Source organism: Arthrobacter sp. NPDC097144 (assembly GCF_044762205.1).
Lineage (GTDB): Bacteria > Actinomycetota > Actinomycetes > Actinomycetales > Micrococcaceae > Arthrobacter_B.
The window spans coordinates 151348-164474 of the sequence record NZ_JBIWDW010000009.1; the positions used below are offsets into that span (position 1 = coordinate 151348).

Genomic DNA, 13127 nt, shown 5'->3' on the forward strand with positions numbered 1-13127 from the left:
AATTATGCTGTTATCACCGCCACACGTCAAAGGCAGCCCAATGGACCCCTCGGCCAACACACCCCAACTTCTGCGCCGCACCAACCTTCGGGCGGTGCTCGAGGTGCTGCGTTCCACGCCCTCGGCAACGGGCACCGACCTGATCGAGGCCACGGGGCTGACGCGCGCCACCGTCATCGCAGTTTGTGATGACCTGATCAGCCGCGGCTGGGCGCGGGAGACGGTGCCTCCCCGGCCCGAAGGCCAGAAGGGTCGGCCCGCGCGGCGCTTCGAATTCAACGAAAACGCCGGCTACGTCCTGGGGCTCGACGTCGGCATCGCCACCGTCCGGGTTCTGGTTGCGGACCTGGCCGGAACCGTCGTCGGCGGCTTCGAAGCGCGCTTCCCCCGCCATGGCGGTGAACCGGCTGAACGACGCCGGGTGCTCACCAACGCGGTTGACGCCGCACTCGGCGACGCCGGCATCACGTCCGCTGCGGTGCTCTGCCTCGGAACGGGCATCGCGGCACAGGTGTCCGGGGACGGTACCCTCGCCCCGGGACAGGCAACAGCACCCATGTTTGAACTGGGGCTCCAGAAGGAGTTCGGTGAAGTCAGGGGGTGGCCGATGCTGGTGGAGAACGACGCCAAGCTTGCCGCTTTGGCGGAACGCTGGTGCGGTGTGGGTTCCGGCGAAAAGAACCTAGCCGTCATCCTTGCCGGCGAGCGCCTGGGAAGCGGCATTATTGATGCCGGACGGCTGCTGCACGGCTCCCGCGGCGGGACCGGAGCCATGGGCGGGCTGGAACTCGTGGCGGGCGTGGGCAATGAGGACGGCATCGCCAAACTCGCCCGCGTCTGGGGCAGCGCGGCCCTGAAGGCCGGCCACAGCGGCCGGATCCGGGAGCTGGTGGGACCAAAGACCAACCGTGCTTCCGCCCGGTACGTTTTTGAGGCCGCTGCGGACGGTGATCCCGTGGCAGAAGAAATCCTGGAGCGGATTGCCCAGCGGATGGCGCGGGTGCTGGCCCTGGTTTCTTCGTTCTTTGATCCCCGGCTGATCGTCATTGGCGGCGCCGTAGCGGCGTCTGCCGAGGCACTGCTGCCGGCCATGACGCGCGAACTTGCCGGCTATGTGTCGGATCCGCCCAGGTTGGCCGTTTCAAACATGGGCAAGCTGCTGGTTCCCACCGGCGCCCTGCGCCTGGCGCTGGACCATGTGGAGGAGCATCTGCTGGAGCTGGTGCCGCAGGTCCGCCGTCCCAACTGAGTAACGCGGAGCGGTGAAGGATTCACAGTTCATGTTGTTCTCGGCCGATTCGCGCCCCGCGACGCTCCACGTGCGTCGAGGCGGCGGACGGACTCCCGCACAGCGCCGTGCAGCATGATCTCCAGATCGCCGACCACATGATAGGGGTGTTCAACCATGCCGTCCGCGACCCACCGCAGCACCACGGCGAGCACGGCCGAGGTGTAGAAGTCGACCACCAGGATGCGGTCTTGAGGACGCTTCGGCCCGCCGCCGTCCCGGTCCATCACTGCTTCAGTGACGGGGCGCATCTGCGAAAACAGGAACCGCTCGAGCCCGGGCTGCCCCACTCCGTCGAGCACCCCGAGAGTCGATGAGCGGTTGTCACGCAGGTACCGCATCAACCAGACCAGTCCGTCGGCCCATCCCACCTCAGCGGCGAAGGTCCGGACCCGGCGGGCGACCTCAGTCTCAAACACCCAGACCGCCAGATGCCGCACGTCGGGGAAGTGGTAGTAGAACGCCTGTCGCGTCAGCCCACAGTCGCGCGTCAGCTGCGTGACCGTCACCTTATCGAGCGGCTCGGTGCGCAGCCGAGCCTTGAGAGCGGCCGCCAGAGCCGCCCGCGCGTCCGCATGACGCTGCGCTTCGGTGCCCCCATGGGTCATGCCTGAAGGTACCACCGGGCGTTTTTGGACACATCGGTCCAAGTGTCTAATGACCCGTGGTACTTGCGTTTTTACCTTTAAAACCGAAGGCATTTATACACCGGGCTGCTAAGGAGAGGTCCCTAGATGTTCTTGTACGAATCGATTCCCTGGTATTCCTGGGCGATGTTCGGCGTCGTCCTGGTTGCCCTCATTGCGCTTAACGAAGTGACGCGGCGCTGGAAGTGGGCCGGCCTGGCCTTCTTCGTGGCGCTGCCCGTCCTCCTGACCGTTTTTGTGTGGCCCCACACAGCCGGAGAAGGGTCGTCCACCGGCACCTGGTTCCACTGGGTGAAGGTGTACTCGGCACTCCTCGGATGCCTGGGCTTCATGCTCATCCGGTACGTCCCGCGTCTGGCGAAGAACCGCTGGATGCTGATGTTCCCAGCACTGATCCTGGCGATCAACATCGCCGAAGCGGTCATCCGCGACTTCGAGGTGGCGGGCCTGCAGGGCATGCACGACGGCGTCTTCATGGTCGGCGGTCCGTGGAACTACATGAACGCCATCGCCGGCATCCTGAATCTGCTCACCATCTGCGGCTGGACGGGCATCATCGTCTCCCGCGACAAGTCCAAGGACATGATCTGGCCGGACATGATGTGGTTCTGGATCATCGCGTACGACCTGTGGAACTTCGCCTACGTCTATAACTGCGTCGGTGACCACTCGTTCTACGCCGGTGCGGCGCTGCTCATCTCCTGCACGATCCCCGCGTTCTTCCTCAAGAAGGGTGCGTGGCTGCAGCACCGCGCCCACACGCTGGCGCTGTGGATGATGTTCACGATGGCGGTCCCAACGTTCGTGAGCACGTCGCCGTTCGCCGTCGAATCCTCGCACAACCCGACCGCGCTGTTCCTCGTGTCGGCCATCTCACTGGCGGCCAACATCGCCGTCGCTGTCTACCAGGTGTTCACCATCGTCAAGCGGCACCGCAACCCGCTGCGCGACGAGCTGTACACCCACCTGCCTCAGTACCAGGAGGTGCGCGACGCGAACCTCCCCGGCGAGTCCCCGGCTGCCCTGCCTGGGTCCCCGGAATCGGGCCGGCCGGTTACCGTCTAATCCGGCCAGGCGCCGGCAGGGCATAAAAAAGCCGCTCCTCCTCAGCATTACATCTGAGGAGGAGCGGCTTTTTTAAGTGGAGCCCCCTGCCGGATTCGAACCGGCGACCCCCTGTTTACAAGACAGGTGCTCTGGCCAGCTGAGCTAAGGGGGCGGCGCCGGCCAAAGCCGGCAACCGCCGTCGTCGTGCTTGAAAAAGGCAAACACGGCAACTGCGCTAGACAAGGTTAACCCAGAGCGCCCGTTCCCGCGAAACCCGCAAGGGGCGACGCGGGAAACGGGCGCACCGGAGAACCGGAAAATGGTTACTTGTTGGCTGCGATTGCGCCCTCAACGGCGGCGGTGAAATCGTTCGCGTTGGTCTCGGCACCGTTGACGTACACGGTGGGGGTTCCGCCAACATAGTCGACGCGGGCCAGGCGGTCCGTGTACTTCACGAAGGCACGGAAGCCGTCATTCTTGATGCAGTCAGCGGCCTCGCCGGCACCCACGGAATCGGCCATGTCAGCCAATTCCGCGTTCTTCATTTCGCCCTGCTCGTAGTGGCCGAAGATTGCAGTCATGAAATCCCAGTAGGACTCAGGATTGGTGTCCGCGACGCAGGCGGCGGCGTTAGCGCCCCGGGAAGAATAATTGGTCGGTGAACCGCGGTCCAGGAAAGCGACCGTCCGGTACTGGAAGGTGACGTCGCCGGCATCCAGCCACGAAGCGATCTGGGAGTTGTAGGCAGCCTCAAATTCTGCACAGTGAACACAGTTCACATCCACGTACACCACAATGGGCACCGGCTGGCCTGCCTCGGCGGGAGCAATGCCCGGGGGAACCGGGGCGTCATCCTTGTTCTCGGTCGGCGCGTCCGGCAGCGACGCGACGTCCACATCGAACGGTTCCTCGGGCTGCAGCGAGTCGGTGGAAGTCACCGTGATGCCGCCGTACTGGTTGGCGTTGGCCGGAGACGTACCGGTTTCCGCCTCAGCACCGTTGCCGCTGCGGATGGAATTAATCACGATCAGCGCAACGATCACGATGATGGCCACCACGGCAACCACCACACCCCAGCGGATCAGGAGCTTGTTGCGCCGCTCCTTTTTCTTCTGGGCTTCACGCAGGGCGCGCGCCTGGTCACGCGCAGCAGCCGTACGATCAGCTTTGCTGGGCTTGGGGTTCCGCTCAGTCATAGTTCCTCATGTCTCTCTCGCACCTGCCCGTTTGGGCATGCGGCCGGCAGGCAACAGTTTAGGCCAACGAGTGTGCAGGCCCTTACTTGCAACGGCTTCAGCGGGCACAAAGTTTCCGGCCTTGGATAGAGTGGCCTAAACACTTAAGCCAACAAGGGGTCCATATCGTGAACGCTGCTGCCGCCGATTCCGCAGAAAATGCCAGGGACGGGTATGGCGCTTTCGACTTCATCGTAGTTTCCAACCGTCTTCCGGTGGACCGGGTAAGCACCGAGAAAGGCGAAAGCTGGCGGCGCTCCCCGGGCGGGCTGGTGACAGCACTGGCCCCGGTCATGGCCAAGGCCGACGGCGCCTGGGTGGGCTGGCACGGAGCTCCGGACGAGGAACTGGAGGAGTTCGATCATGACAACATGCATCTGCTCCCGGTCCCCTTGAGCGCCTCCGAGGTGGAGCTGTACTACGAGGGCTTTTCCAACGCCACCCTCTGGCCGCTTTACCACGACGTGATTGCGCCGCCGGAGTTCCACCGCACCTGGTGGGACTCCTACCGGACGGTGAACCGCCGTTTCGCCGACGCCGCAGCCACCATGGCAGCGAAGGGCGCCACGGTGTGGGTCCAGGATTACCAGCTGCAGCTGGTTCCGCAGATGCTGCGCAAGGACCGGCCGGACCTGAAAATCGGCTTCTTCAACCACATTCCCTTCCCGCCGCTGGAGATCTTCGCCCAGCTGCCGTGGCGCCGCAACATCATTGAGGGCCTGCTCGGTGCGGACCTGATCGGCTTCCAGCGTCCCTCCGACGCCAGCAACTTCCTGCGCTGCGTCCGCCGCTTTGCCGGCCACACGGTCCGGCAGCAGCAGGTGCACGTCACCAACGACGACGGCGTCTCCTACGTTTCGCGGGCCGAGGCCTTTCCGATCTCCATTGACGTGGACCAAATCACCGAGCTGGCCAAGCGCGAGGACATCATCGAGCGGTCCAAGCAGATCCGCCGGGAGCTGGGAGATCCCAAGACCATCCTGCTCGGGGTGGACCGGCTGGACTACACCAAAGGCATCAGCCACCGGCTCAAGGCCTACGGCGAGCTCCTGGAGGACGGCAAGCTCAACGTCGAGGATGCCTCCCTGATCCAGGTGGCCAGCCCCAGCCGGGAGCGCGTGGAACAGTACCGGCTCCTGCGCGAAGAAGTTGAAGGCACCGTCGGCCGAATCAACGGCACATACGACACCATGGGCAACACGGCCATCCGCTACCTGCACCACAGCTACCCGGTGGAGGAAATGGTGGCCCTGTACCTGGCGGCCGACGTCATGCTGGTCACAGCCCTGCGGGACGGCATGAATCTGGTGGCCAAGGAGTACGTGGCCGCCCGCATCAACAACACCGGTGCCCTTGTGCTCAGCGAATTCGCCGGCGCCGCGGACCAGCTGCGCCAAGCCATTCTGATGAACCCGCATGACATCGACGGGCTCAAGGACTCCATCCTGTCAGCGATCAATATGCCGGACCGCGAAGCCCAGCGCCGCATGCGCCTGATGCGCCGGCAGGTCCTGCAGAACGACGTTGAGCGCTGGTCCAAAAACTTCCTCAACGCCCTGCAGCAGGTGGAGCCGGAGGCCGCCCGGTGAGCAATCTTCCCGAGGGGCTTGCAGAAGCACTGGCCCGGCTGGCCTCATCCGAAACGCTGCTGGTCGCGCTGGACTTTGACGGCACGCTGGCTCCGCTGGTGGAACATGCCGATGACGCCCGCCCGCTGCCGGCATCCGCTGCGGCGGTCGCCGCCCTGGGGGCCCTCCCCGGAACCTTCACGGCGCTCATCTCCGGACGTGCCCTGGACAGCCTGCGCCGGACAGCCTCCCCCGAGCCGGAGACCATGCTGATCGGCAGTCACGGCGCGGAGGCATGGACCGGGCCCAATGCGCAGCCGCTTCGGCTGACCCCGGAGCAGGCAAGCCTGCTGGCCCGCGCACGGCAGGCAGTGGAAACCGTGACCAGCGCCCACCCGGGCACCTGGCTGGAAGAAAAGCCGGCCGGCGTCGTGCTCCATACCCGCAGTGCGCCCGATGACGTGGCATCCGCCGCGACCGATGCCGGCCGGCGCGGTCTCGGAGCCCTCGACGGCGTACAGGTCACCGATGGGAAGCGGGTACTGGAAGCGTCCGTGGTGCACACAAACAAGGGCGAGGGCATCCGCGCACTGCGCGAACTCACCGGAGCTCAGGGAGTGCTCTTTGCCGGGGACGATGTGACTGACGAGCATGGCTTCGCCGCCCTGCAGCCGGCGGATGTGGGCATCAAAATCGGGGCCGGAGAAAGCCGTGCCGCCTTCCGGGTTGAGTCACCGGAGGCCTTCACCGAGGTCCTGGAAACACTGCTGGAACTGCGGCGCGGACACAGATAGCCTGCACGGTCCGCGGGTATGGCATACTGACCCTGTGACCGCGGCCACAACCGCTGCCACCCGTTCTTTAACTCAATAGCACTTCACAACGGATCGTCGGGCACGTACCTGCCCGTGAAGGAGAAATATCATGGCAACGGTAACGTTTGACCAGGCCACACGCCTGTACCCGGGCACTGAGCGCCCCGCAGTGGATAACCTCACCTTGGAGATCGCCGACGGCGAATTCCTGGTCCTGGTTGGCCCCTCCGGCTGCGGAAAGTCCACCTCGCTGCGCATGCTCGCCGGACTCGAAGACGTCAACTCCGGGCGCATCCTCATCGGCGACCGCGACGTCACGGATGTTCCGCCCAAAGACCGTGACATTGCCATGGTTTTCCAGAACTACGCTCTCTACCCGCACATGTCCGTGGCGGACAACATGGGCTTCGCCCTGAAGATTGCCGGCGTCGGCAAGGAAGAGCGGATGGAACGCGTCCGCGACGCCGCCAAGCTGCTGGACCTTGAGGATTACCTGGACCGCAAGCCGAAGGCACTTTCCGGCGGTCAGCGCCAGCGTGTCGCCATGGGCCGTGCGATCGTCCGTAACCCCCAGGTCTTCCTGATGGATGAGCCGCTGTCCAACCTGGATGCGAAGCTGCGCGTGCAGACCCGCACCCAGATTGCGTCCCTGACCCGGCGCCTGGGCGTCACCACCGTGTACGTCACGCACGACCAGGTTGAGGCCATGACCATGGGTGACCGCGTTGCGGTGCTCAAGGATGGAATCCTGCAGCAGGTGGACACCCCGCGCAACCTGTATGACCACCCCAAGAACGTCTTCGTCGCCGGCTTCATTGGTTCTCCGGCCATGAACCTGCTGGAACTGCCCGTAGTGGACGGCGGTGTGGCATTTGGCGGCGCCATCTACCCGGTATCCAGCTCGGTGCTGGGCCAGGCTGCCGGCAACACGGTCACCGTTGGTGTCCGCCCCGAAGACCTGGAACTGGTGGATTCCTCCGGCTCCGGCCTGAAGGTGGAAGTTGACGTGGTGGAGGAGCTCGGCGCCGATGCTTACGTCTACGGCCACACCACGCTGGACGGAACTGATCGGGACATGGTTGTCCGCGTCGACGGCCGCCGTCCCCCGATGAAGGGCGACACCCTGTATGTGCGCCCGCAGCAGGGCCACGTACACCTGTTTGACACCAGCAACGGCGAGCGTCTGGCCGATCAGGCCTAAACCTCTCCGCTGATATGCGGTGGCTCCTGCACCTGTTCTAGACTCGTGTATGGGGCCACCGCATTGGTGTTTAACTCAGTAATGTCTTCCAGACAGAACGTTCACCCAAAGGCATGTGCTTATGACCGAACCCGCAGGCGCCCAGTGGCGAGATGAACCAACGGACTATGGGCAGACGGGCAAACTGCCGCGCCTGAGGACTGCTTCGCCGGAAAAAGCCCTCGCGTCGCTGAACATTACGGCAGCGTCCATGGATCCGGCACTGCTGGATCTTCCCTGGCACCTGCCGCTGGAGGAGTGGCCCAAGGAGAATCTTGCTGCTCTGCCCCGCGGCATTTCCCGCCACGTCGTCCGCTTTGCCCGGATGGGCGACGAGCTGATCGCCATCAAGGAAACCAGCGAGCATGTAGCCCGGCAGGAATACCACATGCTGCGCAAGCTGCGCCGGCTCAATGTCCCCAGCGTGGCGCCGGTGGCCGTGATCACCGGCCGTTTCGATGCGGAAGGCAATGAGCTGCAGCCCGTGCTGGTCACTAAGCACCTGCGCTTTTCACTGCCGTACCGCGCCGTCTTTTCCCAGACCCTCCGCCAGGTGACACTGACCCGCCTTATCGATGCCCAGGCCCTTCTCTTGGTGCGCCTGCACCTGGCCGGGTTCTACTGGGGCGATGTTTCCCTTTCCAACACACTTTTCCGGCGCGATGCCGGAGCTTTTGCCGCATATCTGGTGGACGCCGAAACCGGAGAACTCTATCCCGAGCTCTCCCGCGGGCAGCGTGAGTATGACCTGGAAATTGCGCGGGTGAACATCGCCGGAGAACTGATGGACCTCGCCGAGGGCGGCCTGATCGAGGACACCGTTGATCCACTCGCCACCAGCGAGCGGATCATGGACAGCTACCGGAACCTCTGGGCTGAGCTGACGGAAAAGGAATCCTTCGAACTGGGCGAACGCTGGCGCGTCAATGCCCGTATCCGGCGCCTGAATGACCTGGGTTTCGACGTCGACGAACTCACCATCAAGACCACCGCCGACGGCACCCAGGTGCAGCTGCAGCCCAAGGTGGTCGACGCCGGCCACCACCAGCGCCGCCTGCTGCGGCTGACGGGTTTGGATGCACAGGAAAACCAGGCCCGGCGCCTGCTCAATGACATGGACTCCTACCGGGCGGACAACAACCCCGACCTGGAAGAGGAGCTCAGCGCACACCTGTGGGTCACCCAGGTCTTCGAGCCGATCGTGAAGTCCGTGCCGCGTGAATTGGGCAGCAAGCTGGAACAGGCAGAAGTGGTGCACGAGGTACTCGAGCACCGGTGGTACATGTCGGAGAAGGAGAACCGGAACGTCCCCATGGCTGAAGCAGTTCAGTCCTATATGGACACGGTGCTCCGCCACCGCCGGGACGAGGCGGCGATTCTGCTCAGCACCGACACCCGCACCATGAACATTCTGGAAGCCGGCGGTTCCCCGGATCAGATGGCCGACGGCTAGCCCCGGACTGCACTGAAAACCCGCTCCCGCCTGTGGTGCAGTTCATGGCAGCAGGCCAGCCGTTCCGCTTTAATTGCTTTGATGGAATTGATTAAAGACCTTCCCGAGACAGGAGGAAGCTCGTCAAACATGACCACATCAGCAGTTTCCCGCTTACCAGGAGGGGTACTCCAGACCGTACCCGTCCATGACGGACAGCCCGGCAAGGAGTGGTGGCGGTCCTCGGTGATTTACCAGATCTATCCGCGGTCCTTCCGCGATCTGCGCGGAGACGGCGTCGGCGACCTCCCTGGCATCACCGAAGAAATTCCTGCCCTTGCAGAACTGGCGATCGACGCCATCTGGCTCTCGCCGTTCTACCGCTCCCCCCAGAAGGACGCCGGCTACGACGTCGCCGACTATTGCGCCGTCGACCCGATTTTCGGCACCCTGGATGACTTCGACGCCCTCGTGGCCAAGGCCGGAGAGTACGGGATCCGTGTCATCGTGGATCTGGTGCCAAACCATTGCTCCGACCAGCATCCCCTTTTCCAGGACGCACTCGCTTCGGCCCCGGGATCCCCGGCCCGCGACATGTTCATTTTTCGCGATGGCACCGGCGAGCACGGTGAATTGCCGCCAAACAACTGGCAGTCCCACTTTGGCGGTCCGGCCTGGACCCGTGTCACCAACCCGGACGGCACCCCCGGCCAGTGGTACCTGCACCTCTTCGATACTTCCCAGCCTGACTTCAACTGGGACAACCCTGCCGTCCGGAGGGAGTTCGAGCGCATTCTGCGCTTCTGGCTGGACCGCGGCGTGGGCGGCTTCCGGGTGGACGTGGCGCATGCACTGATCAAGAAATCAGGGCTGCCGGACTGGGGCGGGCAGGCCGACGGCGCCTCCTCGGAGGGCTTCCCGGGCTACGAAGCCCCCATGTTCGGCCAGGCGGAAATCCACGATATCTTCCGGTCCTGGCGGAAGCTCCTTGATGAGTACGACGGCGACCGGGTGCTCTGCGCCGAAGCGAACGTGGATCCGCTGGACCGGTTGACGGACTGGGTTCGCTCAGACGAGATGCAGCAGGCCTTCAACTTCGCCTTCCTCACGCATCCCTGGGATGCCCCCAAACTGCGGGAGATCATAGATTCTTCGCTGAAGGCTTTCGACAAGGTGGGGGCTCCCACCACCTGGGTGCTGTCCAATCACGACGTCGTCCGGCATGTGTCCCGCTTTGGGCTGGAGGCCAACACCCTGCGCAGCGGAGACGGCATCGGGCCTCTCGATACCCAGCCGCAGTATCAGCTGGGTGCGGCGAGGGCTCGGGCAGCGACTCTGTTGATGCTCGCCCTGCCCGGCGGGGTGTACCTCTACCAAGGTGAGGAGCTCGGGCTGCCCGACCACACCCTAATGGCAGATGAATTCCGGCAGGATCCGACGTATCACCGCACGGCAGGGCTGCGCGTGGGCCGCGATGGCAGCCGCGTACCTCTGCCGTGGAAGGTCAGCGAACCGTCCTTCGGGTTCAGCAGCGCCGGAAAAACCTGGCTGCCGCAACCCGGTTATTGGGGCCGGCACGCTCGCGATATCCAGCGAAGCGATCAGTTCTCGTCGCTGAACATGTACCGCAAAGCCCTGGACCTAAGGCGTGAACTTGGGCTGGGTGCCGGAACCCTGGCCTGGTGGCCCGACCATGACGCCGAGGGCCTGGTGGCCTTCGTCAACAACAACGTCCTGGTTGCCATGAACATGGGCGATGACCCGGTGCAGCTCCCGGAACTTCCCGTCCTGGCCACCAGCTCGGCGTCCGCCCTTGAAGGGACGAAGATCCGCCCCAACAGCACGGTCTGGCTTCAGCTGCCGGCTAGCGCGTAAGAATAGCCTTTCCGGGATTGAGAATCCCTGCAGGATCAAAGGCAGCCTTGATGCGCCGCTGCAGGTCCAGCACTTCTTCCTGCTGTTCCTGCGCGAGCCAGCGAAGCTTGAACTGGCCCACTCCGTGTTCGCCGGTGATGGTGCCGCCCATCGCCAGGGCGACGGCAATGGATTCATCGAGGGCAGCGTCCAGCCGTTGAACGGCGGCGCTGCCCTCAGCCTTGTCCACCCAGAAGGTCGGGTGCAGGTTGCCGTCCCCGGCATGTGCCACCACTTTCAGCCGGACCCGGTGCCGGCGCGCCATGGAGTTGAGTTCAGCTATGTAGGACACCAGCCGCGACCGCGGCACTGCTACGTCCTCCCCCACCCGATGTTCGGTGTGGACAGCGTCTCCGCGGCTGTGGCGGCGCAGGTTCACCATCTCCACTGCTTCATCGGAACCTTCCACGGTGACCAGCCCGCCGGCGGAGGTGAGGACCGAACGGACAACGTCCGCCTCGGCGTCTGCCCCGTATCCGTCAGTTTGGACCAGCAGCAGTGCCGCGCCGCGGGAGCGCAGGAGAGAACCATGGGCGGCGTCCAGCGCCACCATGGTCTCGGCGTCGAGCAGCTCCATGATGGCCGGCTGTACACGGGCACGGCCAACCGCCAGCACACCTGCTGCCGCGCTTTCAATGTCCGGGAAGAAGCCGGCGAGCGTGCATACTTTGACGGGCAGGTAGCGCAGCCGTACGGTAATTCCGACGACGATGCCCAGGGTTCCTTCCGAGCCGGTAAAAAGCCCGGTCAAGTCGTATCCCGCCACTCCCTTGAAGGTCTGGTGTCCGGTGCTGATAAGTGTGCCGTCAGCGAGCACGACGTCGAGGGCCAGCACAGAGTCCCGGGTCACCCCGTATTTGGCGCACCGTAGCCCGCCGGCGTTGGTCGCCACGTTTCCGCCAACGGTGGACATCCGGTAGCTCGCCGGGTCAGGTGCGTACATCAAGCCGAACTCGGCAGCGGCATTGTTGAGATCCGCATTGATGACGCCGGGCTCCACCTTGGCCAGCTCGTCCTCGGGCCGGATGTCGAGGATCCGGTTCATTCGTTCCAGACTGAGCACAATGCTGCCTGCGGTGGCGTGTGCGCCTCCGGAAACACCCGTCCCGGCGCCGCGCGGAACCACTGCGGTTCCGGTGCGCGAGGCCCAGCGCAGGACCTGCTGCACTTCGCTGACGCTCCGTGGCCACACAACGGCCAGCGGATTGACGTACTCCAGCACAGGCCCCTGATCGGTTCCGTAGGCCGCCAACACCTCGTCTGAGGTTTGCACCTCAATGTCTGGCAGGGAGCGGGCAAGGTCCAGGAGCGTGTCGGGGGTCATATGAGGATGCTACCGGGCACCCATGAAACGTGCGTAACGGTCAAGGATCTGCGGCCAGGCAACCGCGAATTTCCCTGCCGTTTCCTCCGCTTCCGGAACCGCGGCGAATCCGGAATGCTGCACGGTGACACTGGTGGTTGCAGCGTCCACCGGCTCGAAGCGGATACGGACTTCGGTGGGAGCCTGCGGGCTGTGGCCGCGCACCCAGTCCAGGACGATCTTGGAATCCTGGACCCGTTCTGCCACTGTGGCCCAAACAGCGCTCTCTCCCTCGGGACCGCTTTCCGTCAGCGCGGCTGATTCAATCTCGGGGTGTGTGCCTTCGCCAAACTCGGTAAATTCTTCCGGCCACCAGAGGTGCAGGTATTCGGTGAAGCCGTTGAACGCTTCATGCAGCTCGCGGGGCACTTGACGCTCCACGACGACGTCCGGAACGGAGGCGGAATCCTTCGCCGGCTCGGGCTGCTCAGCGTGCGAAAAAAGGGAAGAGTTCATGAACCAAGCCTAGCCCGCGGCAAGATCAGCCGGTGTTTTAGGGCGGGGCCGGTTAAACAGGAAGAGCCTGTACCAACACTGGCACAGGCTCTTCCCTCAAATATTGTCCGGCGGTGACCTAC

General features: G+C 64.2%; 11 protein-coding genes and 1 tRNA gene. 7 read left to right on the plus strand and 5 right to left on the minus strand.

Going from position 1 to position 13127, the window contains the following annotated elements; genetic code table 11:
* Window positions 1-40: 40 nt before the first annotated feature.
* Window positions 41-1249 carry an ROK family protein gene (locus tag ACIQXM_RS17735; RefSeq protein ID WP_400933947.1) on the plus strand — a complete coding sequence of 403 codons (1209 nt, stop codon included), beginning with the start codon at window positions 41-43 and terminating at the stop codon, window positions 1247-1249.
* A 29-nt stretch (window positions 1250-1278) separates the two neighbouring features.
* On the opposite strand, the gene ACIQXM_RS17740 is transcribed toward ACIQXM_RS17735, so the two are convergent.
* Window positions 1279-1896, minus strand: a complete 618-nt coding sequence (locus tag ACIQXM_RS17740) for a TetR-like C-terminal domain-containing protein (RefSeq protein ID WP_400933950.1) — start codon at window positions 1894-1896, stop codon at window positions 1279-1281.
* A gap of 126 nt (window positions 1897-2022) precedes the next feature.
* On the opposite strand from ACIQXM_RS17740, the gene ACIQXM_RS17745 reads away from it, so the two are divergent.
* Complete coding sequence (locus tag ACIQXM_RS17745; RefSeq protein WP_400933955.1) at window positions 2023-3000, plus strand: DUF5692 family protein; 978 nt, start codon at window positions 2023-2025, stop codon at window positions 2998-3000.
* A 77-nt stretch (window positions 3001-3077) separates the two neighbouring features.
* On the opposite strand, the gene ACIQXM_RS17750 is transcribed toward ACIQXM_RS17745, so the two are convergent.
* Window positions 3078-3154: transfer RNA gene (locus ACIQXM_RS17750), tRNA-Thr, on the minus strand.
* A gap of 151 nt (window positions 3155-3305) precedes the next feature.
* Window positions 3306-4178: a DsbA family protein gene (locus ACIQXM_RS17755; RefSeq protein WP_400933958.1), complete on the minus strand. Its 873-nt coding sequence runs from the start codon at window positions 4176-4178 to the stop codon at window positions 3306-3308.
* Window positions 4179-4342: 164 nt separating this feature from the next.
* On the opposite strand from ACIQXM_RS17755, the gene otsA reads away from it, so the two are divergent.
* The 5 genes from otsA to ACIQXM_RS17780 all read left to right on the plus strand — a co-directional run bounded on the left by otsA (window position 4343) and on the right by ACIQXM_RS17780 (window position 11147).
* Window positions 4343-5806 (plus strand): alpha,alpha-trehalose-phosphate synthase (UDP-forming), encoded by a 1464-nt coding sequence (gene otsA, locus ACIQXM_RS17760; protein WP_400933999.1) that lies wholly within the window; start codon window positions 4343-4345, stop codon window positions 5804-5806.
* The gene (gene otsB / locus ACIQXM_RS17765; protein ID WP_400933961.1) at window positions 5803-6579 is read left to right on the plus strand and encodes a trehalose-phosphatase; all 777 of its coding nucleotides are present in this window, start codon (window positions 5803-5805) and stop codon (window positions 6577-6579) included. The genes otsA and otsB overlap by 4 nt, the downstream gene beginning before the upstream one ends.
* 130 nt (window positions 6580-6709) lie before the next feature.
* Complete coding sequence (locus ACIQXM_RS17770) at window positions 6710-7801, plus strand: ABC transporter ATP-binding protein (RefSeq protein WP_400933966.1); 1092 nt, start codon at window positions 6710-6712, stop codon at window positions 7799-7801.
* Between the two features lie 121 nt (window positions 7802-7922).
* On the plus strand, window positions 7923-9293 hold the full coding sequence (locus ACIQXM_RS17775; protein ID WP_400933969.1) for a DUF4032 domain-containing protein: 1371 nt from the start codon (window positions 7923-7925) through the stop codon (window positions 9291-9293).
* Window positions 9294-9422: 129 nt separating this feature from the next.
* The gene (locus ACIQXM_RS17780; protein WP_400933972.1) at window positions 9423-11147 is read left to right on the plus strand and encodes a glycoside hydrolase family 13 protein; all 1725 of its coding nucleotides are present in this window, start codon (window positions 9423-9425) and stop codon (window positions 11145-11147) included.
* Here the strand turns inward: ACIQXM_RS17780 and ACIQXM_RS17785 are convergent.
* Window positions 11137-12510: an FAD-binding oxidoreductase gene (locus tag ACIQXM_RS17785; protein WP_400933977.1), complete on the minus strand. Its 1374-nt coding sequence runs from the start codon at window positions 12508-12510 to the stop codon at window positions 11137-11139. The genes ACIQXM_RS17780 and ACIQXM_RS17785 overlap by 11 nt on opposite strands.
* A gap of 9 nt (window positions 12511-12519) precedes the next feature.
* On the minus strand, window positions 12520-13005 hold the full coding sequence (locus ACIQXM_RS17790; protein ID WP_400933979.1) for an SRPBCC domain-containing protein: 486 nt from the start codon (window positions 13003-13005) through the stop codon (window positions 12520-12522).
* Window positions 13006-13127: the final 122 nt, after the last annotated feature.